Below are 22803 nucleotides of genomic sequence, written 5' to 3' on the forward strand. Positions count from 1 at the left end.
GCATGATCCAGCTGAAGGATGTGAGCTATGTCCGCTTGGGATCACCGGATCTCGAGCAGGCCGAGCAATTCGCCACCGCTTGCCTCGGCCTGCAAATCGCCGAACGCGGCAAGGCCGATCTCTACCTTCGATCCGACGACCGCTCGCACACGCTGTGTTACTCGGAAGGCAATCCGAAGGACCAGACGGTCGGCTTCGAGGTCGATGACGAGGCAAGTCTCCAGAACGCGGCGGCCACGCTCGAAGCGCTCGGCCACGGCGTCCACGCGGGAACCGCGGAGGAGGCAGACCGGCGCAAGGTAAAAGCGTTCATCGGCTTCCGTGACCCCAGCGGCAACCACATCGAGCTGGTGGTGCGGCCGGAGCGCAGCGGTCGTCGTTACTTCGCAAGCCGCGACGCGGGTATCACAGGCTTCAGCCACGTCGGCCTCAACTCGACCGATCCGGCGCGCGACGAGCGATTCTGGACCCAGATCTGCAACGCCCGCGTCAGCGATCGAATCGGCGACATCCCGCTGATGCGCGTCAACGCCATCCATCACACCATCGCGCTGGTCCGCGCCCCGCAAGCCGGCATCCAGCACATCAATCACCAGGTCGAGAGCAGCGACGACGTGCTGCGCTCCTACCACTTCCTCAACGAACGGCGCGTGCCGATCGTGTTCGGCCCGGGGCGCCATCCGACGTCGGGGGCCCGCTTCCTCTATTTCAAAGGACCAGACGGGATGATTTTCGAATATTCGGTGGGCGTCGATGAAATCGAGGATGAGGCAACGCACCGCCCACGCCAGTTCGGGTTTGAGCCGACGAGCTTTTGCATGTGGGGCTCCAAGCCCGCCGGCATGACACTCCCCAACAAGTAGCAAATCACGCTGCGGTCGCAGCAACATCCGACGAGGACACATGGATCTGGGATTGCGGGGCCGCAAGGCCATCGTCTGCGCGGCGAGCCAGGGCCTTGGAAAAGCCTGCGCCATGGCGCTGGCCCGCGAGGGCGTCGATGTCGTGATCGTCGCCCGGCGGCGCGAGGTCCTCGACAGTGCTGCGCGAGAGATCGAGCTGGCCACGGGCAACCGGCCTCAAACAGTTCTTGCCGACGTCACGAGCCGCGAGGGACGCGATGCCATCGTGTCGACCGGCCCTGAGCCCGATATTCTCATCAACAATGCCGGTGGACCGCCGCCGGGCGATTTCAGGAGCTTCGAGCGTGACGATTGGATCAGGGCGCTTGACGGCAACATGCTGGCGCCCATCGCGCTGATCAAGTCCACCATCGATGGGATGGTCGCGCGCAAATTCGGCCGCATCGTCAACATCACGTCGCACGCTGTCAAGGCGCCGGTCGCGATGCTCGCGCTATCGAACGGCACGCGAAGTGGACTGACGGGCTTCGTCGCAGGTCTCGCACGGTCCGTCGCCGAGCACAACGTGACCGTCAACAACCTGTTGCCGGGGACGTTCGACACGGACCGGCTGAGATCCAATCTCGCGGCACTCGCCCGAAACTCGTCAAGGAGCGTCGCAGAGGTCACCGAGGAAGTCCGTGCCAGCAACCCGAGCAAGCGGTTCGGCCATCCGGACGAGTTCGGGGCGACTTGCGCCTTCCTGTGTTCAGCTCAGGCGAGCTACATCACTGGACAGAATATTCTGATCGACGGCGGGGCCTATCCCGGCACATTTTGAAGCCGATATGCCCTCGGCGGCTTCCAACCAAACGGTCCGTTCTGACACGAACCGCGGTAAGCCTTGCAGGAAATGGTGGGCGCACCAGGGCTCGAACCTCGGACCCGCTGATTAGAGAGTCAGCCACGGGCTGAGGACAATCAATGACTTACAGATCGCATCACCGGAGTTTTCCGGCCGAAATGGGTATTCGTCGCACGCTCATAATGCGTCGTTGACTGCCTGTCGACGGCGACTTAGCCGGCCAAACGTCGCCGTCCCAAACACAAATCCATTCCATGTTGTTGATCCTCCGACGCGGACCAAGGGCTAAACCGGATGATTAGTTAGGCTTTATGTGAAGTACTTCACAACTTCAAGGATGCCGCGTGCAATATGGTTCTAGCCGAAAAATGCCCGCCGATCCGAGGCCGCGAGCAATGCACCTGACCATTTGGACCGTTGGGATCTGTTCGAGTCCACAAGCCCATCAAAATTTGCAATGGACCCGCGGCCGCTCCACAATGAGCGAACGGGGCCTTACGAAATCAATCCATAAAGTGTGTCCGGCCTGTACCGTCATGGCCTTGCGCCTTCGCTGTTAGGGCGCGCTCATCATTTTGGCGCAGTGCAGAGGGGGGGCGGGATGAAGTGGAAAAGCAAGAAGCGCAAGGATGCAGAACTCAGGGTAGCTGGCTGGGATGCGCTGCCCTCGGTCGACCTTCTCTTCAGCGACAAGGATGCTCACACGCTGCGGGCCTTGCGCGCGCAGAAGCCGATTCCTCTCGATCAGCGCTTCAGCGTCGATGACGTAAAGGACCTTCAAAAGGCGATCCACGGAACGGTCGTGCTGCCGACCGATCTGACCTATCACCGAGATCGCCAGATGACGCTCCTTGCGGTTCAGGAGTTTCCGCAGCTGATCGTTTTTTGCGAGATATTCGAAGATGCGAGACGATGCCTCGAATTTGCGCAAAAGTACGATCTTCGGGTGACCATCCGCTCCGGAGGACACAGCACGGCCGGATTTTCCGTCAACAGCGGCATGCTCATCGACACGAGCCGAATCAAACATGTCGTGGTGGATCCGAAGGAGAAGCGTGCCATCGTCGGTGCCGGAGCCACGATCGGCGACCTCAATGCCGCGCTCAAGATGTACAACCTACATGTGCCGAGCGGCGGCTGCGGCGATGTTTGCATCGCAGGCTACATGCAGGGCGGAGGCTATGGCTTCACTGCACGCAAATTCGGCATGAATTGCGACAATGTGCACGAGATCGTGGTGATGCTCGCCGACAGAACGATCGTCGTCGCCAACAGCGAAAAGAATGCCGATCTGTTCTGGGCGGTCCGTGGCGGCACCGGCGGCAATTTCGGTATTCTGCTGCAGGTGACCTATAACCTGCATGAGCTCGGCGACGTGTGGGGTTTTGGGCTGCGATGGTCGATCGATAGCAGGGACGGCATCAAGAATGCCGCCGCCGCCCTCGCTGAAATGCAGGCCAATTACATGCAGACCGGGGCGCCTCCCGAGCTCGGATTCATGACGTTCCTGGCCTGGCAAGACGAGACGCCTTGTGTGGTGATGCGCGGCATGTACCTGGGACCGCAGCGGGACGGCGAATTTGCGATCGACTCGCTGCGGCGTCTTGGTCCTGTCTACACGGACTTCGGCGTCGGCCGATATGCCGACCTCGACCTGAAGCTGATCGAGAGTCCGCCCGGACTGCCGCAGGTCCCCGATCTCGCCCGGGAGGAAAAGCAGTGCGGCTACATCGACAAAAAGCTGGACGCCGAGGATTGGGCGCACATCATCGGCGTGTTCCTGACGAGCCCAAACCGTTCGAGCCTTGTCTGTATCGAGCCCTATGGCGGCCGCATCAACGAGATACCGGCAACCTCGAACGCATTCATTCACCGCAAGGTCGACATGAATCTGTTTCTCGATGTCTTTTGGATGTCGGAGGACCAGCAGCGGAAAGACGCGATCGCCTTCCTTGATCGATTCATGGCGATGATGGCGCCGTATTTCAACGACCATTCTTATCAAAATTATCCGCGTCGCACGCAGCAGGATTTTCGCAGGCGCTATTGGGGCAGCTCGTTCGAGCGGCTGCTCGCGGTGAAGCTGAAATACGACAAGAACAGTTTCTTCCAATATGCTCAGAGCGTCTCGCGGGAGACCCCTGAGACGCATTACGATCTGCCGCAACTTCCTGAGGGCATCGAAACCGAACCATACTAGCGGGGGGTCCTGCAGCAGGAGGACGCAAAGGGGGGAAAATGCACAAGCTGCTCGAGATGTTCTTTCTGCCGCCGATGGCGATCGCGCGGCTCGGCAGCAGTCCGACGCCGCTGGACAGCTTTCGCTGGACGGAAAGCCACTCGCCACATGCGCAAGCCGATACGGTCATCGAGCCGGCGGTCTCGCTAAAGGTTGAAGCCGACGGCAGCGTCACGCCGTACATCCCCCGTTCGATCATCTTCAAGGACGATGACGGCGCGATCCGGCCGGTCGCGCCTTTCTTCGAGCTCTGGGCGAAGCTGCAGTCCGTCGAGGACGGAAGCACGCTTGAGCAGCCGCTGACGCCGACGCTGCTGGCCGAACTCGGCGCCTCGATCAAGGACATTCAGTATGAGATCGTCGCCGCAAATCGCAAGGCCGCGCGCCGGACCGACTACGCGCCCTGCGGTTTCACCGCTCGGGAAGTGGTGAATGGCGATGATTTCGAACGACGCGAGCTGCTGGCGTTCAGCCCGCACACCTCCGGACAGGAGCCGCTGGTCTCGCCCGACAAGCCGATTCCCATCGGCCACTTTCAGGTGCTGCGCCCGGTCGAAGGACGGGTCGATTTACGCGATGACGAACCGGAGGTCGATCGCAGCATATTGCGCGTCCGCTTCACGCCTCCCAAAGGCATCATCTACGGACCCGCGGAGGCCACCTCCGCCCCGGCTCCGCAGGTTCAGCCCGGGCAGTTCGAAGCGCCGAGTGCCGAATACGGCCGTATCCACGAGATCGTCGCGCCGCAGCATCGAATCGTGAGCAGCAAGACGCCCTGGTCGACGGCATACATCATGCTGAACGGGCAATTCGAAGATCCACAGCCTCAGGACGGCTACGACGGCGCCAACGTCGGCAATCATCGCTCATGGGGCTGCGTCGACGACATCAGCGACTCCGTCATCGTGGCCACCATGGCCTTTGGAGGCCGGTGCTACCAAGCGGCCGCACGCGTCTTCACCAGTCCACCGGATTTTTCTCCGGATCGTCGCCCGGTCTTCAGCATCGCCGACGACATTGCCGATCGCGACGACCTGCCGATCGATCTCGGCGATGGCGCCATGGAAGAAACAAAGATGGAGGTGCTCGACCTGTTTCAGCGCGCGTTCGAGACGGCGAGCCTGTTCAATCTCGACGCGTTGCGGGCGCGAGCGCTGCTGGAGAACAAGATTCGTTTTGCGTTGCACGCCGGCAGCCCCGGCATCGACCAGCCGAAAGCGGGCCCGGAGAGCATGACGGCCAAGGACCGGCCCTATAGCGACAAATTACCGACACTCGCACCGCAAGAGCCCTCCTATTTCACCAAGGGGTCGCCGAACGATACGCTTCCGTACACGACCGCCCTGCCGTTGATCCATGCACGGCTGCAGGACCGCGCGGCTCTCATGGACCTGCTGAGCACCCGCGGCGATTTCGTGGAGCAGCTTGTCCGGCCGCCTTTCGGCAAGGTTGCACAATTGCCGGAGGATCCGCCGGAAAATGCCAACGCGAAGTATCGCGATCCGCGGGTGTTCCGCGACCAGCTCCACGATATGCGAATGCCTCCGTATATGCGCGATGCCGCCCAGCAGCCGCTTTCGCTCAGCCATCGCCAACATCGGACCCTCCTCGCCTTGATCAAATATCTGCAAACCCATCCGGATGACGGCTCGAACGGATCAGGAAGCACGTGAGCGAATCCTCATGAGTGACAACGAGATCTCCGCCAGGAACAAGATCTTTCCGCGCAATCTGACCGCGCGGAGCAACAGTGCGCTGGAGCGAGTGGTTGGCAATCCCGCCAATACCCGCCTCGAGTCAGGTGTCGCCAATTGCTTTCCGGGCCTCGAGTTTGACGTTCGAACACTCGACAACCGTTTCTTTCCCGGACTTCTGTTCAGGTTCGTGACGAAACCGCTCTATCCGGAGGAGGGCACGATCCCCAATCAACAGGGCGTGCGCCTGCTCTACATCGACTACCTCAACGACCCGATGCTACCCGAGACCAGCGAGTTGTCTTGGGTCAAGAAGCTTCTCACCGACTACGATGCCAATGGCAAACTGGCCCAGGCGGTTTCGAAGGGACGCTGGTATCTCGACTGGATCGAGCAGGACGGCAAGCGTTTATCGATGACCGACCCGCAGGGCAATTATTACTCGTGCGAGATCGCGTGGCGGTTCATTCGAGGTCTCAGCCCCGAGGGGGAGTTGCGCATCGGCCTCATCAGGCGGGATGCGCTGGACCCCAAGCCCTACTACGAGCTGGTCGGCGAGCGCCGCCGATATGTCAATGCGGCCGGACTGTACGACCTAGCCTATCGGCCGGGTGAGCTCACGGAGTCGATGTGCAATCCGTGGTCGCATGATTTCCGCGATTGTGCCTGTCATTACTGGGCATCGAACCACCCGGACGTGGTGATCCGCGACGTTCCCGGCTCGGTCGAGCAGGCCGGGGCGGCCACGGTGTATGTCGACTGGTTATCCGTGGTCGACCGGACCTCGACCATTCCTGCTGCCGGGACGATCGCCCAGAACCGGCTGTTCCAGATCGATCATTACGAGATCAACCAGAAATGGGAAAAGCTTCCGTTCGTTCTGGAAGGTCGCGAGATCGGGCGGGAGTATCGCCCGCGACAGGAGGAGCCAGGCCAGCCCTACGGCTCGGATCAAGAGCTCATCGACGAATTGAGCGAGCTGGCGAGGATGGAGCTGACGCTGGCGCTCGAATACCTCTATGCCCTGCTCTCGCTGCGTGATCCCAAGTCGGCCGAGGTCCGTAACGCCAAGTGGCCGGGTCTTGCAGCAGATCTCAAGGTGGTACGGGATTTCATTCTGCTGGTCGCAGTCGGGGAGATGGCACATCTTCGATGGGCCAACGAGATGCTGTGGGAGCTCGATCGGGCCAACATCCGCCCGAATGGCTGGCGCTACTCGCCCATCGTCGAGCTGGCAAAGAACTATCCAACGCTCCGCCTCGAGCGCAGGCTGGAGCCGCTCAATCCAAAGACGCTCGATCGTTTCATCGACCTCGAGAGACCGAGCGGCGAGATTACCCGGGCTTACAGCCGCTGCGTCGCCACCCTGCGAAACACGAAATACCCGGTCGCAGCTTACGAACTGGCGCTGCGCATAGACGGCGAGGGCACGGATCACTACGAGCGTTTCCTCGGCATAAAGCGAATCCTGCAGGCCTATGGTGGCGGCTCCGGCAGTTTCCCCTATTTGCGCAAGGTGATACGCGGTCGACGCGACCAAACCGAATGCGAACGCGCGCTCGAACTGTTCGAAGAACTACGAGGCCACCTCGGCAAGGCATACGCGCACGCGGCCGAACGGAACTCCAAGCTCGAGCGGTCCTGTATCGACGCGGCGCGCAGAACCATGTTGATGTTCCGCGACGAGGCTGAGGACCTTGCAGAAGTGAGGGGCATTGGAGTGCCGTTCTGGGATGACTGAGGCGGCGCATTCCAGCTTGGTGCACGCCTTCGACAGTCAGCGCGGGCGACACATTCTTGTGCCCGACGGGTCACGCATCTACGATCTCGCCTCCGAGCTTGCGCTTGAGGTCGATACGGCCGTCTCGGCGGGAGAGGACGCGGTGGCGCGCCTTCTTGAACGCTATGGGCTCGCGTCAAGCCCTTACATCGACGATGTCCCGTTGCAGGATCCGCCGATCCGCGCATTGTCGCTTGCTGTCGCGCAAAAGTGCAATCTTGGATGCGCCTATTGCTACGCGCAGGGCGGCGACTTTGGTGGCGTCCCGAGGAACATGTCATGGCCCATCGCGCGCGCCGCCATCGAGCGACTCATCGATGCTGCAGAACCCGGGCAACGCGTAAATCTAGCCTTTCTCGGCGGCGAACCGCTCGTTAACCGCGCGCTCGTTCGTGATGCCACCGCCTTCGCCGCAGATCAGGCCAAGGCAAGGGATATCCGCGTCGGATTCTCGATCACCACCAACGGAACGCTGCTGAGCGCGGAGGACGCGTCCTTTTTTGAGGAATACGGCTTCGCGGTAACGGTGAGCCTTGATGGCGTCGGTGACACCCATGACCGTTTACGGCCGTTCCGGGGAGGAGACGGCAGCTATGCCAGGATCATGGCCCGAGTGAAGCCGTTGCTCGACCGACAGCAACGCATGCAGGTTTCGGCCCGTGTGACCGTGACGCCGCTCAACATCCAGCTGCAAGACATGCTCGATGAATTCGTTGCGACGGGTTTTCACAGTGTCGGCTTTTCCCCGATGCTGAGCGCGCCGATGGGACGATTGGAATTGAACCAGCCAGATCTCATGACGATGCTGGAAGAGATGATTGGCTGCGCTCGCAAATTCGAGAGTGAGACAGTTGCCGGTCGACGCTACCCGTTCTCGAACATGACCGAGGCGCTTCGCCAGATCCACCGCGGCATACACCGCCCCTATTCCTGCGGCGCCGGTGCCGGGTATTTTGGCGTATCCGCGGAGGGCGGTCTCTTTGCGTGTCACCGCTTCGTTGACGACGAGAATGGACGTCTCGGCGACGTCAAGGACGGCCTGCAACGCGACAAGCGAAACGCCTGGCTCGCAGAACGCCACGTGCATCGCCAGGAGCCGTGCAGCAAGTGCTGGGCCCGCTATCTGTGCGGCGGTGGTTGCCACCACGAGGTCATTTACCGCGGCCGACCCGCATGTGATTTCATCCGCGGATGGCTGCACCATTGCCTGATCACGTATGTCAACGTGATGGAGCAGCGACCTGATTTCTTTTCCGCCGAGAGGAGCTGAGCCTGCATCGCTCGATCCAAGACGTGTGTGTTGTGGGCGGGGGGCCCGCGGGGACGACCGTCTCGCGCCGCCTGGCCCAGCTCGGGTATCGAGTTTGCCTCATCGAGCGTCAGGATGGGTCACGGCGGCCCGCGGCCGAGGCGCTTCCATCGTCGATCCGTGGTCCGCTTGAGCAACTCGACCTCTGGGAAGGACTCGAGCAGGTTGGCTATTTGCGCTGCGATCGAATGCGCGCGAGATGGCGTGACGAGGCTGCATCGCAGCAGGATAACGCCGCGATCATTGTGGACCGCACGCTCTTTGACCGCTTCCTGATCGAAGCAGCGAGAAAGGCTGGCGTGACCGTCCTGTGTCCGGCGCGGGCGCGCCGGCCCGCTTTCGTCGACGAGCGTTGGATTATTCCGATCGACGCGCGGGACGCGGGGGCCCTTGTCGTCGAGGCTCAATTCCTTGTCGATGCGACGGGACGGCGCGGCGGCTGCCGGCCGGCCGGCGCGCCGACCATCGCACTCTGCGGTCGCTGGCAGGGCAAGGTTTCCTCATCGCCGGCGGAAATGTGCATCGATGCTGGCGAGCATGCCTGGTTCTGGGCAGCTCCGCTTTCACATGACAGCGCGACTGCGCAGGTGTTCATACACCCGCAATCGTATACGCGCCGCGGCGCGGCGGATTGCGCTACCCTCTACCGCACCCTGCTCGATCAGTCGCGCCTGGCTCGAGAATTTCTGCGCGGTTTGTCGCTTGCCGATATCCGGATCCGCGACGCCACCTTTCGGGTGGACAACGAAACGGTGACGCCGAATTCCATCAAGGTTGGGGATCGGGCATTCGCAATGGATCCGCTGTCCTCTCAGGGAGTTCAGGCCGCCATTCGTTCCGGCCTGCAGGCGAGCGCCGTCATTCACACAATCCTGCGCCGCGCGGACCTGGAGGCGGCCCTGGAGTTCTATCGCGCGACGCTGCAGGGAGCGGTCAAGGTCCACGATCGCCATGCGTCCGAAGTCTATGCCTCTCAGGCCCTGTATGCGTCGTCATTCTGGCAATCGCGTTCGAGCACGCGATCCCTCGAGGAAAAGAAGCCTGCCGCCTCGATCAGGATTTCCGACAATCCTGAGCTGATGCTCTCGCAGAACGCCAGGCTGATCGCGCTGCCTGTCATCGAAGGCGATGAGATTCGCCGTCGCACGGCTCTGACGCACCCCGGACTGGAGCGTCCAGTTGCGTGGCTTGGCGGTGTACCCCTTGGTACCGTCCTGTCCGCAATCAGATCGAAGCGGCCCGCCGCTTCGATCCTCGCCGAATGGTCCGGACAGACGACGCCGGCGCAGGCCCACGCCTTGTTGGACTGGATGATTGCGCGTGAGATCCTAGTGAACGCTTGAGCTCAGGCCTCGCAGGATTTTCTGTGCCTTTTTCATATCGGCGCCATCTCGGCCCTCGGTAAAACCATCGTAAACAGGCCTGAGGATTGCATTGGCTTCGGCCGCGCGGCCGATCGCCTGCAACAGAGATGCAAGGCTGGTCGCAGCCCGCAGCTCCCACACACGTGCGGATTGTCGTCTGGCGATTTCGACTGCCTTGCGGAAACTGCTTTCGGCTTCATCGAGGCGCGGTTTGTCGACCAGCGTTTTCAATTCGCCGACCAGGCGGTGCAGTTCGGCTTCCATCCAGCGCTCGTCCGTTGCCTCGACGATCGCGTGAGCCTCCTCGAGCGCCTTCAGCCCCTGCAGCGGGTCACCAGCCGCCGCATGTGCGTCGGCAATGAGGGCCAGATGCATGGGGCGGTAATTCAATGCGCCGGTCGACCACCAATCTGCCGCCGTATCCTGCAGTTCCTCGAGCCGCCGCTGAAGCCGGCCGCGCGCAGGCCGACAAGCGGCGACACAAAAGGCGCTGGCAGCCACAGCCATGCGAAAGGAGTGTCCTTTGGTCAGCTCGAGCATTTCACGGGCTACCGATGCGCCCGCTTTCCATTCCCCCAAGGCTACCCGGAGGACACCACGAAACATATGCGTCTGAACGAGGCTGTACGTGTGGCCGACCTTCTTTGCGTGCGCGAGCGTCCATTCCTCGCGATCATTGGCTTGGTCAGGAAGACCCATCAGCCGCAGCGCAAACGCGAGAAAACTCGACGCCGTTTGCCCATGGTCGGTGCCGTAGAGAAACGCCAGCGGCCCGTCTTCGACTGGGTCATACAAGGCAAGCGAACGTTCAAGGTGTTGGCGCGCCTCCGCGAAGTGCCCCCTATGAAACAACACTGCGCCGACGGCCCTGTGGCCAATCATTCGATAAAGCCGATCGGCGCGGGTTTCCGCGAGCTCCAGCAGTTCGCGCGCGGCGTCGCCAGCGGCGGCATTTTCCGCCCGCACCAGGTGATATCCGTACAGACCCGCCAGACAAGGTGCGAGCAAGGTCTTGTCACCGGTCTGCCAGCAGAGGTCCTTTGCGCGACGAAACGCCTTTCCGGTCTCGGTCCCGGCCGGCCCCTCGACTGCCCGCAGCACGCCACCGAGCCGCGCGCAAATTTCGAGCTCGAGGGCGTCGCGTTCCGGGCCGGTGGGGAGCGTCTCGACAAGACGCAAAGCCTGACGGAGATGCGCGTCGGCTTCGGCAGGCGCCGAACGCTCGGCTGCCCACTTGCCGGCGCGTACCCAATAGTGAATCGATTTCCGGATGTCGCTGTCGCGTTGCCAATGCTGGGCGAGCAACTCCGGTTGGGATTGCGTGAGGGCAGGAAAATGGACCTCCAGGGTCTGCGCGACGCGCCGGTGGATGTCGCGACGACGCGAATGGAGGATGCTCTCATAGGCCGCATCTCGCACCAAAGCGTGCTTGTAGACATAGATGGTGCCGGACCGCGGCGATTGACGATAAAGCAGGTCTCCCCTGATGAGTTCGTCGAGTTTGCTCCGGAGATCGACCCGGCTCATGGCCGTAACGGCTGCGATCAGATCCTCGCGGAACTCGCGTCCGATCGCGGCACCAATTTGCAGAATGTCTTTGGCCCCCTGCAGCCGGTCGAGTTTTGCGATCAGTGAGTCCTGGAGCGTTTCGGGGATTTCGGCGGCCAGAGCTCCGCCGGTGGCGCCACTCAGCTTTGCAGCCAACACTGACTTGGTGAGCTCTTCAATGAACAAGGGATTGCCGTCCGATCGAGCGACAATCTGGTCCAGCACTCCCGAGGGTACGGTTTTGCCTTGTATGATCTTGTCGACCATGACGACGCCCGCATTGCGGTCAAGTCGCTCGAGCGGAAGCGACATGATATGCTGGCCTTGCCAGGATGAAGCAAACTCCGGTCGGAACGTCAAAATCATCAGGACGGGAAGCGTCTTGATGCGATCGATCAGGATGCCGAGCAGTTCAAGCGTTGTCGGGTCGAACCAGTGCAGTTCCTCGCACACCACCAGAATTGGCTCGGCCGTGGCTCGTTCGGCCATGAGATTGACGATGATTTCGAACGTTCGTCGCTTGCGAACTTCCAAATCCCGATGAGCAGGAGGATCTGCAGCGGCGGGCGGCAATGAAATGAGGGACGCAAGAACGGCTGCCGCGTTGCCGTCGCGGGATTCCGGCGTCGGTGCGAGTGAAGCCTCGAGTTTCTCGCGCCGCTGCAGCGCAGGATCATCGTGACTGATCCCGGCATCGCGCTCGATCTGTGCGATGACCGGACTGAGCGGGCTGTTCCGCAAGTACTCCGAACCGAAATAGTCAGTTCGCAGATGCGACTGCTGGATCTGATCGGCAAACTCCTGCACGAGACGGGATTTGCCGATGCCGGGCTCGCCGCTAACCAATACCACTTGCCCCGATCCGCCGGATGCCGAATGCCAGCGGCTCGTGAGCATGGCAATCTCGGTTTTGCGCCCGACATAAGGCGTCAATCCAACCTTGCGACGCGCCTCGAAACGGCCGGCAAAGGGTCGCTCGCGGACGACGGTCCATGCCTTGATGGGTGTCGCGAAACCTGCCAGCGACAGCGGCTCCAATTCGATACACTCAAACACGTGACCGGCGAGATTGTACGTGGAGTCCGCGACCACGAGGCCATTTGGTTCTGCGATGGACTGAAGGCGTGCAGCCAGATTGGGCGTTTGGCCGACGACCCCGTGGCGCTCCATGAGCATTCCGTCGTTATCGTCTCCCACGATCACCGGACCGGTCGCGATGCCGACACGAACCTGGACGCGCAGGTTCGGAATCGCCTCGAGCGCGCTGACGTCCTCGACAATCGCGAGCGCGGCGCGTATCGCCCGTTCGGCGTCATCCTCGTGAGCCTGCGGATATCCGAAGTAGACGATGATCCCATCGCCCACATAACGCGCGATAAATCCATCATATCGGGCGATCACCGCCGCGCAACAGCGTTGATACGCGCCGATCACGGACGCCAGATCTTCAGGATCGAGCTGCGTCGCCAGAACCGTCGACCCCTTCAGGTCGCAAAACATCACTGTAAGCTGCCGGCGTTCCCATTGTTTGGGGCCGAGCAGCTCGCGGTTCGACCGCAGGTCCGCTATGGCCTGAAGCAGACGCTTGCGGTCGCCAAGTGCGCGGACACCGAGATCCTTCAGATCGGCGTTAGACAGCTGAGTAGCGACTTCAAGATCGATCCTATTCGCCTCGAACGCCGTCTCGTACATCCCAAGTCCGAGACGGTTGAGCCATACGCCAATGGTCTCCACAGGACCCCTCCTGTGCTGCCCTTGCACGGCTTTTTCCCGAAGAAAACCCGGTATAGTCGGCTATTTGGCAGCGCCCCTTATGCAATTGACACACTATACTATACGGAGGGATTTGGCCAAGTTCGCCGGAGCCGGAGTCCTGCTAGACTAAATTCGGAATAACCAAAATTCTCGATTTCCCCCTTTCACCTTGCGCGCGTCGCTCATGACGGTGGGGTTGCACCTTCGAGTCCTGCCGTGCTCGCCAGCAAGATCAGTCGATCAACGGGTAGATCTTCCCCGGATTCATGATCCCGTTCGGATCGAGCGCCCGCTTGATTGCTTTCATTAACGCGACGCCTTCGCCGTGCTCGGTCTGCATGTGCACGATCTTGTGGACCCCGACGCCGTGCTCGCCCGAGCAGGTGCCGCCCATGCTGATCGCCCGCCGGGAGGTGCGGAAGGCGAGCGCCTCGGTACGCTCGGTCTCATCTGCGTCGTTGGGATCGAACAGGATGCCGAGATGGAAATTGCCGTCACCGACATGGCCGACGATCGGCGCGGTCAGTCCAGAGGCGACGATATCCGCCTTGGTTTCCAGGAGGCAGGCCGGCAGGGCCGAGATCGGGACGCAGGCGTCGGTGCCCATGTTGTTCTTGCCCGGGCTCAGCGCCATCACCGCCTGGTAGGAATTGTGGCGCGCCTTCCAGAGGCGGTTGCGATCCTCGGGACGCTCGGCAAACTGAAATTCGCCGCCGCCATGATCCGCCGTGATCGCCTGCATCATCTCGACCTCCTCCTGCACACCGGCCGGCGTGCCGTGGAATTCGAGAAACAGCGTCGGCGTCTCGACATAGTCGAGCTTCGAATAGCGGATCGCGGCGCGCATCTGCACCTCGTCGAGCAGCTCGATGCGCGCCATCCTCAGGTTGGACTGGAGCGCCGCGACGACAGCGGCGACCGCTCCCTCCAGCGAATTGAACTGGCAGACCGCGGCGACGATCGTCTCCGGCAGGCCGTAAAGCTTGAGCTGGACTTCCGTGATGACGCCGAGCGTGCCTTCGCTGCCGACATAGAGATGCGTGAGATCGAGCCCGGCGGAGGATTTTCGCGCCCGGCTGCCGGTGCGCACGATGCGGCCGTCGGGCGTGACGACGGTCAGGCCGAGAATGTTCTCGCGCATGGTGCCGTAGCGCACCGCATTGGTGCCGGAAGCGCGGGTCGAGGCCATACCGCCGATCGAGGCGTTGGCGCCGGGATCGACCGGGAAGAACAGCCCGGTATCGCGGACGTGCGCGTTGAGGGCCTCGCGGGTGACGCCGGCCTGAACCCGGCAGTCGAGCGCGTCGGGCGAGACGTCCAGGATCTTGTCGAAGCGGCCCATGTCCAGCGACACGCCGCCGGCAAGCGCGGCGAGTTGGCCCTCGAGCGATGACCCCGCACCGAACGGCGTCACCGGCACGCGACATTCGTTGCAGAGGGCGAGGATGAAGGCGACCTCTTCATTGGTCTCAGGGAAGACCACGAGATCGGGCACGCCGATCGCCGGCAGGCCCTCGCCATGGCTGTGCTGATTGAGCACTGCCTGCGCGGCCGAGACCCGCGCGCCCAAGCGCTCGGCGAGCCTTGTCTTGACCTCGGCAATTGTCCCGGGTGCCGGGCGCAGCAGGGCCTGGGCATTCATGTCGGCCTCCTTTTTCTCCCCCCATCTGCACGAGCGCCCTTCGCGTATCAAGCCGCGACGGCGACTAGCAGGAGCGAAAAGGCGAGCATGCCGGGATCGTCGAGCCCGATGGTGCGCTCGCCGAACATGCGGGCGCGGCCGAGCCGGTTCGGACGGTTACGAAACGCATCGAGCGTTTCGCGGACGGCTTTTCGCGCGGCTTCAGCGGCCTCCTTGCGCGTCCTGACGTCGACGAGCGCCACGGCGACTGCATCGACCATGTCGACAACGGTCTTGTCACCGAGCATCGCCCCGCCGCGCGCCATCATCTGATCGCGGACCGATGCCAGCAATGGGCCGAGCTCGATCCAGCCGACTTCACCGCGCCCCTTCGTCGCCTTGGCCAGCGTCATCATCGCGACGGTGACCAGCGTTCCCAGGCTCGACCCGGTGCCGCTGGCACAGGCTTTCGCGCAGGCTTGGAAGACGCTGCCGATATCCGTCTCCTGATCGGGGATGGCGGCGGCGATGGCCTCGAACAGGCGGCGCAGCATCACGCCGGTGTCGCCGTCGCCCATCTTTCCGTCGGCGGCGTTGAGATCGTCCTGCGCAAGCGCGGCGGCCTCCCTGGCGCGGGCGGCGGCGTGGCGGACTTCGTTCGCCGTGATCGCCACGTCAAACCCTCCAGAACGGGCAGGCGCAGGGCGCGGCGAGCAGCTTTTCGCGTTCAGCATCGAGGCGGATGATGCTGATCGACAATCCTGCCATCTCCATCGAGGTCACGTAGTGTCCGACCAAGGGGCGCACGATGGCGAGGCCCTCCTTCTTCAGCAGCGTGGCGGCGCGGCGATAGATGATGAACAACTCCTCCAGTGGCGTCGCGCCGAGGCTGTTGACCAGCACGGACACGCGGTCCGACCCGTGCGCGACGGGATCGGCCAGCAGGCGCCGCACCATCTCGTCGGCGATCTCGTCCGCCGGCCGCAGCTTGTCGCGCCAAATGCCGGGCTCGCCATGGATGCCCATGCCCATCTCGATTTCGTCGGCCCCCAGCTCGAACGTCGGCTTCGCCGCGCCGGGGATCTGACATGGCGAGAGCGCAACACCGATGGTGCGGCAGGCACCGACGGCGGCCTGCGCCGTGGCCGTCACCTCAGCGAGGCCGGCGCCGGTGTCGGCCTTCGCGCCTGCGATCTTGTAGGCATAGATGATGCCGGCGACACCGCGCCGCTTGGCGCTGTCCTCCGGCGCGGCCGAGGCGATGTCGTCGGTGCCAAGCACGGTCGTGGTCTGGATGCTGTCCATCTCGACCATCTCGCCGGCGAGGTCGAAATTCATGCGGTCGCCGCCGTAATTGCCGTAGAGCCGCAACACGCCGGCGCCACCGTCGGCAGCGCGGATCGCCTGGATGCAGGAATCGACCGAGGGACCCGCGAACACGTCGCCGATAGCGCAGGCATCGAGCAGGCCGTCGCCGACATAGCCGGTGAACAGCGGCAGATGACCGGAGCCGCCGCCGGAGACGATGCCGACCTTGCCCTTCTTCGTTCCACCCGTACGACGAATGACGCGGCCCTCCTGCGCCAGCGACGGATGGGCAGCGACGAGGCCCGCGAGCATCTCGTCGACGAAGGCGTCGGGCGAATTCATCAATTTCTTCATCGGACAACTCCAGCGACCACAATGCGCACGGCCATGCCGTGCCTGCCCGCGACGTCGCTTGCGATCGTGAGCACTGATTTGATCCCGAGGCCTATTCCGCGGCCTCGCCGTGGCCGAGATAGGCGCCCATCAGGCGCGGGTCGCGCGCAACTTCGGCGGCGCTTCCCTCCGCGACGATGCGGCCCGAGCTCAGCACGTAGCCGCGATGCGCGACCGACAGCGCCATGCGCGCGTTCTGCTCCACCAGAAGAATCGCGGTCCCCTGCCGGTTGACCTCGACAAGTTTGCCGAAGACCTGCTCGACCAGCAGCGGCGCCAGCCCCAACGAAGGTTCGTCGAGCAGCAGCAGACGCGGACGGCTCATCAAGGCGCGCGCGATCGCCAGCATTTGCTGCTCACCGCCGGAGAGCGAGAAGGCGAGCGAGGCCGACAGGCGCTTGAGATTGGGGAACAGCTCCAGCATCTCCTCGATCAACCGGGCCAGCTCGGCATGTGGACGGCCATAGGCGCCGATCTTGAGATTCTCGATCACGGTCAGGCCACCGAACAGGCGGCGGCGTTCGGGCACGAGCGCCAACCCCATGCCGACGAGCCGCTCGGTCGGCTCCTTTGTCAGTTCGTGGCCGGCGAAGCGCACCGAGCCGGACGCTTGCGCAAGCCGCGCGATCGCCTTCAACGTCGAGGATTTTCCGGCTCCGTTGTTGCCGAGCAGCGTCACGAACTCGCCGGCGCCGACATTGAGGGAGACTTTCCGCACCGCCTCGATGTCGCCGTAGCGGACGGTGAGATCGGCGACTTCCAGCAGCGGCGCGCCGGTGCCCTCACTGGCGCGGCCGACTTGCGCATGAAGCTCGGCTTCGCGGTCGGCGCGGCCGAGATAGGCCTCGATGACGGCGTCGTTCTTCTGGATCTCCGCCGGCGTCCCCTCGGCCAGAACCTTGCCGAAATTGAGCACGGTGATGCGGTCGGCGAGCGTCATCACCACCTCCATCTCGTGCTCGATCAGCAGGATGGTCATGCCGCGCGCATGCATCTGGCGGATCACCTCGATCAGGCGCGCGGTTTCGGCGTGGTTGAGACCACCATGCGGCTCGTCGAGCAGCACGAGGCGCGGCTCCAGCGCCAGCGCCTTGGCGATCTCGAGCAGGCGCCGCTGCCCCTGTGGCAGCGAGGCCGCGCTGGAATCGGCAACGTCGGCGAGGCCGACGAACTGAATTATCTCCTCGACCCGGCGCGCGTTCTCCTGGTCGAACCGCCAGGGATGCGCCCGCCCGTGCCGCGCCGCGAGCACATTCTGGCGCACGGTCATCGAGGCGAACAGGCGGGTGTTCTGAAACGTACGCGCCAGCCCCATCGCGGCGAGCTGATGCAGCGGTTTCGACGTCACTGCCGCACCGGCAAAGCGCACCTCGCCTTCAGTCGGGGTGTAGATGCCGCTGATGATGTTGAACAGCGTGGTCTTGCCGGAGCCGTTGGGCCCGATCACCGCATGGATGGTACCTTGTCCGACCGAGAGCGAGACGCCTTCGAGCGCGGTCAGGCCGCCAAAGCGCTTGGTGACGCCGGTGAGTTCAAGCAGCGCGTTCATGATGCGTCACATCCGATCGTGCAAAGGATTTCTCGCGGCGACGCAGGCTGCGGACCACGGAGATGACCATGCCGGAGAGGCCTGCGGGGAAGAAGGTGATGACGAGGATCACCATCACGCCGAACACAGCGAAGTAATATTCCTGCATGAAGCGCAGCAGCTCCGGCACGAAGGTGTAGAGGATCGCGCCGAGCGCCGCACCGAGCGGGCTGCCGAGACCGCCGACGACCGCCATCGCGAGGTACGAGAAGGTCGACTGCCAGGAGAACACGTCGGGGCTGATATAGCCGCGCAGCAGCACGTAGCAGATGCCGGCGAGACCGCCATAGGCCGCCGAGATCACGAACAGCATGATCTTCAGCCGCGAGATGTCGACGCCGACGGCTTGCGCGGCGAGCGGATCGTCGCGCAGCGCACGGATGCGCAGGCCAAGCGGGCCGTTCGCGATCCAGACCTGGAGTAGATAGGCGATCGCCACGATGGCGAGCAGAACCCACAGCATCTTGTCGTTCTCGCCGGCAAGACCGATGCCGGGGATCGCGGTGATGCCGTTGGCACCATTGGTGAGGCCTTCCCAGTTCACCAGCAGGCGCTCGACGATCAGCGCGAAAGCGAGCGTGCACAGCGCGAGATAATGGCCCTTCAGACGAAGCGTCGGCCAGCCCAGCGCCATCCCGACCGCAGCGGAGAGCGCGATCGCGCCGACCGCGGCGACCGGCACCGGCATGCCCGCGGCCTGGAGTAAGGTGAAGGTGTAGGCGCCGATGCCGAAGAAGGCGCATTGCGCCAGCGACATCTGACCGCCGAATCCCAGGATGAAGTTGAGGCCGAGCACCAGGAGGATGTTGATCAGGGTCACGTCGGCGACCTGAAGATAGTACACCGACAGGAACCGGGGCAGCAGCAGGCCGCAGAGGATCGCAGTCGCGATCACCAGGACGGCGAGCGCGCGCATCGTCAAGGCGTTTGCATCGGCGGACATCAGGGACGCTCCAGTTCGAGTTCGCCAAAAATGCCCTGCGGGCGGAACATCAGCACCGCGATCAGCACGCCGAACGCAATGACGTCGATATATTCGGAGGAGATGTAGAAGGATCCCGCCGATTCGATCACGCCGAAGGCGAGGCCGCCGACGAGTGCGCCGGGAATCGAGCCGAAGCCACCGAGAATGGTCGCCGCGAAAGCGCGCAGCGACAAGTTCACACCCATGTCGGACGAGACGTAGGACAGCGGCGCGATCAGCCAGCCGGCCAGTGCCGCCAGCATGGTGGCATAGGCGAAGATGAAGGCGATGATGCGTGCGGTCGGAATGCCCATCAGCCGCGCGGCCTCGGCATCCTGCGCGGTGGCGCGCATGGCGCGGCCGAGCCCGGTGTGCTGGAACAGCACGTGCTGGATCGCCATCATCGCCGCGAGCGCGGCCAGGATGACGAGATATTGCGCATAGATCGTCGAGCCGAACAGATGCACGGAGGTCGTGCCGAGCGCGCCGGCAAAGTTGAGCGGTTGCGGTCCCCAGATGATCACGGCGATGTTCTGGAGCGCCATGGACAGGCCGAGCGTCGCCACGATGGCCGACAATTGCGGCGCGTTGCGCAAGGGATGATAGATGCCCCAGGCGAGCGCGGCACCGAAGATGCCGAGGATCACCAGCATGGTGACGAGGTTCAGCCACAGCGGCATGCCGAGCCGGTTGGCGAGCCAGCCGACGGAGACAAAGGCGCCCAGCATCACGAGGTCACCTTGCGCGAAGTTGACCAGTGAGACCGCGTTCCAGATCAGCGTGTAGCCGAGCGCCACCAGCGCATAGGCTGCTCCGACCGCCAATCCCACCAGCACGATTTGAATGAATGTCTGCAACATCGCATGATCCCATCGCGGGCGTCGGCCGCCTGATCTTCGGCGGCCACGCGCATCAGCTCGTGATGACCTTGACGATCTCCGGCTTGCCGCCGGCGACCCTGGTGATGATGCCGGAATGGGTCATGTCGCCGTTGTCGGTCCAGCCGTAACGGGTGACGATGCCCTGGAAGTCGCGGATTTCGGTGAGCGTCTTCTGGATCGCCTCGCCCGAGATGGCGTCGGCGCGCTCCATCGCGGCGATGATCAGCCTGGCGGCGTCGTGATAGACGGTGGCATAGAGCTCCGGCTCATCGCCGGGATAGGCCGCGGCGTAGAGCTTCTTCCAGGCCTGCACGCGCTGATCGGGATTGTCCTTGACGAACTCGCCGATCGCCATGCAGCCGTCGGCGCCCTCGCCGGCAAGGCCGAGGAAGATCGGCTGCGAGAACGCGGTATTGCCGGCAATGCCGAACTTCACGCCGAGCGTCTTGCTCTGCTTGGCGATGAGGCCGGCCGGCTGGTCGTCGGTCCAGACGATGATGCCGTCGACGCCGGCCTGCTGGAAGGCGAGGATCTGCGAGGTGTAGTCCTTGGTCGCATCGGTATGGGCCTGCACCAGCACCGGCTCGACATTGCGCTTGGCGAGCGAGGCCTTCACCACGGCGATGCCGGATTGGCCGAATGCGGTGTTGACGTAGCCGAGGCCGATCTTCTTCCATTGCAGATCTTCGGTGACGTATTTCACCAGCAGATCCGCGCCGATCGCGTCGTTGAGGCGGACGCGAAACACCCAGGGGCTGCCCTGCTGGGTCACCACCGGACCGGTCGCGCCGGTCAGAGCCGGGATCTTGTATTTTCCGAGCAGCGGCACGTTCGGCAGAATGCCGGGCGTGTAGTGCGGGCCGACCAGCGCCACCACCTCGTCCTGCGTCGCGAGCTTGGTGACGGCGTTGGCCGCAGCCGTCGGGTTCGGGCCAAGATCGTCGGCGATCCGCACGTCGATCATGCGGCCCTTGATACCGCCCTTGTCGTTGACCTGCTTCACGGCGATCGCGACGCCGTTCTTCATCCATTGGCCATTCTGGGCGAACTGGCCGGTCATCGGGCCTGAGATGCCGATGCGGATGGGATCGGCGGCATGGGCACGGCCGATGATGGCCGGGGCGGCAAGCGGCGCAAGCGCGAGCGCCTGGATCAGACTGCGTCGAGAGACGTGCACGGGAGACACCATGGAATTTCCTCCGATGTTTTGACGAGCCCCGCCTCGATCGGGCGGGTGATTTCAAAAGCAGGACGTCGGACCTCAAGCGCCTGCGCGCAGTGGGCGCAGGCCGAAGGTGCAGGCGGCCGAGAGCAGCGCCATGGCAGCCATGTAGCCGGCGACCCAGGCGGGCGAGCCGTATTCGGCCAGCAGGGCGGTTGCGACCAGCGGCGACAGGCCGCCGCCGAGGATCGGGCCGAGCTGCTGCACCAGCGACAGGCCGCTGTAGCGGATACGCGCCGGGAACAGCTCCGAGAAATAGGCGCCCTGCACGCCGTAGACCGAGCCATGGCCAAGCCCGAGACCGAGTGCGATCGCGAGCCAGATCATGCCGGTGTGGCCGGTGTTGAGCATCTGAAAGAACACGAGCGCGAGCACGACCTGGAACAGCATGCCGCCGACATAGACGGCACGGCGCCCGATCCGGTCCGACAGCGCGCCGAACACCGGCAGCGCCACGCATTCCAGCGCGCAGCCGACCAGGACGCCGTTCAGGATGGTCTGGCTCGGAAGACCCAGTCTGGTCTTGCAGTAGGTAATCGCGAACACCGCGTAGATGTTGAACAGCCCGCTCTCGGCGATCTTGGCGCCGATGCCGAACAGGATGTTGCCGGCGTGGTTGCGCACTGCCTCGACGACAGGCACGCTGGCAGCACCCTCCTCGTTCAGCACGTGCTTGAACGCCGGCGTCTCGGCGATGCGGAAGCGGATGAAGACGCCGATCCCAACGAGGACGATGGAGAACAGGAACGGAATCCGCCAGCCCCAGGCCAGGAAGTCGGACTCGCTCATCGAGGTCGAGAGAATTCCGAGCAGCGCGATCGGGATCAGGAAGCCGCCGGGGACCCCGATATGGACGAGGGACGAGAAGAAGCCGCGCCGGTCGGCCGGCGCATGCTCGACCGTCATCACCATGCCGCCGCCATACTCGCCGCCGATGCCAATGCCCTGCAGCAGGCGCAGGCCGATCAGGCAGATCGGCGCGGCAACGCCGACCTGCTCATAGGTCGGCATCAGTCCGATCAGGAACGTGCCGAGCCCCATGATCAGGATGGTGAGGAGCAGCGCGGTCTTGCGGCCCACGCGATCGCCGAAATGGCCGAACAGCACGCCGCCGAGCGGACGCGCGCAATAGCCGACAAAGAAGGTAGCGAAGGCAAGCAGCGAGCCAACCAGCGGATCGGTGCTCGGGAAGAAGATCTTGTTGAACACGAGCGCAGTCGCGGTCGCGTAGAGTGTGAAGTCGTAATACTCGATCATGTTGCCGATGGCGCTTGCCACCGCAACCTTGCGGATGTCGCTCGACTCCCGCGCCTTGATCGCAGCGGACGACTGATCCGCAACAGCGCCGGCCCCGATCGATCCAACCATCTCGCTCATGACGTCATCTCCCGACTTCGGCAGGGCACGGCCCCGCGGACGTTTTGTCCGTA

16 protein-coding genes are annotated in these 22803 nt (G+C 63.4%); 7 read left to right on the forward strand and 9 right to left on the reverse strand.

Annotation, left to right across the window (positions count from 1 at the left end; translation table 11 throughout):
* Nucleotides 1-2: 2 nt before the first annotated feature.
* The 7 genes from WN72_RS34800 (at nt 3) to qhpG (ending at nt 10072) form a co-directional block, all read left to right on the forward strand.
* Nucleotides 3-863, forward strand: coding sequence for a VOC family protein (locus WN72_RS34800; protein ID WP_027564466.1), 861 nt, complete (start codon nt 3-5; stop codon nt 861-863).
* 40 nt (nt 864-903) lie between these two features.
* Nucleotides 904-1683, forward strand: coding sequence for an SDR family oxidoreductase (locus WN72_RS34805; protein WP_092218348.1), 780 nt, complete (start codon nt 904-906; stop codon nt 1681-1683).
* Between the two features lie 625 nt (nt 1684-2308).
* Nucleotides 2309-3907 (forward strand): FAD-binding oxidoreductase, encoded by a 1599-nt coding sequence (locus tag WN72_RS34810; protein ID WP_092218349.1) that lies wholly within the window; start codon nt 2309-2311, stop codon nt 3905-3907.
* Nucleotides 3908-3945: 38 nt separating this feature from the next.
* On the forward strand, nt 3946-5619 hold the full coding sequence (locus tag WN72_RS34815) for a hypothetical protein (protein ID WP_092218350.1): 1674 nt from the start codon (nt 3946-3948) through the stop codon (nt 5617-5619).
* Nucleotides 5620-5629: 10 nt separating this feature from the next.
* A complete protein-coding gene (locus WN72_RS34820) occupies nt 5630-7381 on the forward strand; it encodes a ferritin-like domain-containing protein (RefSeq protein WP_167381051.1) in 1752 nt (583 codons plus the stop codon).
* Complete coding sequence (locus tag WN72_RS34825; protein WP_092218352.1) at nt 7374-8690, forward strand: radical SAM/SPASM domain-containing protein; 1317 nt, start codon at nt 7374-7376, stop codon at nt 8688-8690. Before WN72_RS34820 ends, WN72_RS34825 begins: the two co-directional genes overlap by 8 nt.
* Before the next feature lie 23 nt (nt 8691-8713).
* A complete protein-coding gene (gene qhpG, locus WN72_RS34830) occupies nt 8714-10072 on the forward strand; it encodes a flavin-dependent monooxygenase QhpG (RefSeq protein WP_167381052.1) in 1359 nt (452 codons plus the stop codon).
* Here the strand turns inward: qhpG and WN72_RS34835 are convergent.
* From WN72_RS34835 to WN72_RS34875, 9 genes are all read right to left on the reverse strand, one after another.
* Nucleotides 10058-13375, reverse strand: coding sequence for an AAA family ATPase (locus WN72_RS34835; protein WP_143130761.1), 3318 nt, complete (start codon nt 13373-13375; stop codon nt 10058-10060). The genes qhpG and WN72_RS34835 overlap by 15 nt on opposite strands.
* A 253-nt stretch (nt 13376-13628) precedes the next feature.
* Complete coding sequence (locus tag WN72_RS34840; protein WP_092218355.1) at nt 13629-15038, reverse strand: FAD-binding oxidoreductase; 1410 nt, start codon at nt 15036-15038, stop codon at nt 13629-13631.
* Nucleotides 15039-15085: 47 nt separating this feature from the next.
* Nucleotides 15086-15691 carry a DAK2 domain-containing protein gene (locus WN72_RS34845; protein ID WP_244553904.1) on the reverse strand — a complete coding sequence of 202 codons (606 nt, stop codon included), beginning with the start codon at nt 15689-15691 and terminating at the stop codon, nt 15086-15088.
* Between the two features lies 1 nt (nt 15692).
* The gene (locus WN72_RS34850) at nt 15693-16679 is read right to left on the reverse strand and encodes a dihydroxyacetone kinase subunit DhaK (RefSeq protein WP_092218357.1); all 987 of its coding nucleotides are present in this window, start codon (nt 16677-16679) and stop codon (nt 15693-15695) included.
* A gap of 91 nt (nt 16680-16770) precedes the next feature.
* A complete protein-coding gene (locus tag WN72_RS34855) occupies nt 16771-18267 on the reverse strand; it encodes an ATP-binding cassette domain-containing protein (protein ID WP_092218358.1) in 1497 nt (498 codons plus the stop codon).
* Nucleotides 18251-19249 carry a branched-chain amino acid ABC transporter permease gene (locus tag WN72_RS34860; protein WP_027564476.1) on the reverse strand — a complete coding sequence of 333 codons (999 nt, stop codon included), beginning with the start codon at nt 19247-19249 and terminating at the stop codon, nt 18251-18253. Before WN72_RS34860 ends, WN72_RS34855 begins: the two co-directional genes overlap by 17 nt.
* Entirely contained in the window at nt 19249-20130 is an 882-nt protein-coding gene (locus WN72_RS34865; protein ID WP_092218359.1) for a branched-chain amino acid ABC transporter permease, read from the reverse strand. The genes WN72_RS34860 and WN72_RS34865 overlap by 1 nt, the downstream gene beginning before the upstream one ends.
* A 52-nt stretch (nt 20131-20182) precedes the next feature.
* Nucleotides 20183-21340, reverse strand: coding sequence for an ABC transporter substrate-binding protein (locus tag WN72_RS34870; RefSeq protein WP_092218360.1), 1158 nt, complete (start codon nt 21338-21340; stop codon nt 20183-20185).
* A 72-nt stretch (nt 21341-21412) separates the two neighbouring features.
* Nucleotides 21413-22750: an MFS transporter gene (locus WN72_RS34875; protein WP_208617513.1), complete on the reverse strand. Its 1338-nt coding sequence runs from the start codon at nt 22748-22750 to the stop codon at nt 21413-21415.
* Nucleotides 22751-22803: the final 53 nt, after the last annotated feature.

The sequence above is a fragment of the Bradyrhizobium arachidis genome, from assembly GCF_015291705.1.
GTDB classification, from domain to species: Bacteria; Pseudomonadota; Alphaproteobacteria; order Rhizobiales; family Xanthobacteraceae; genus Bradyrhizobium; species Bradyrhizobium arachidis.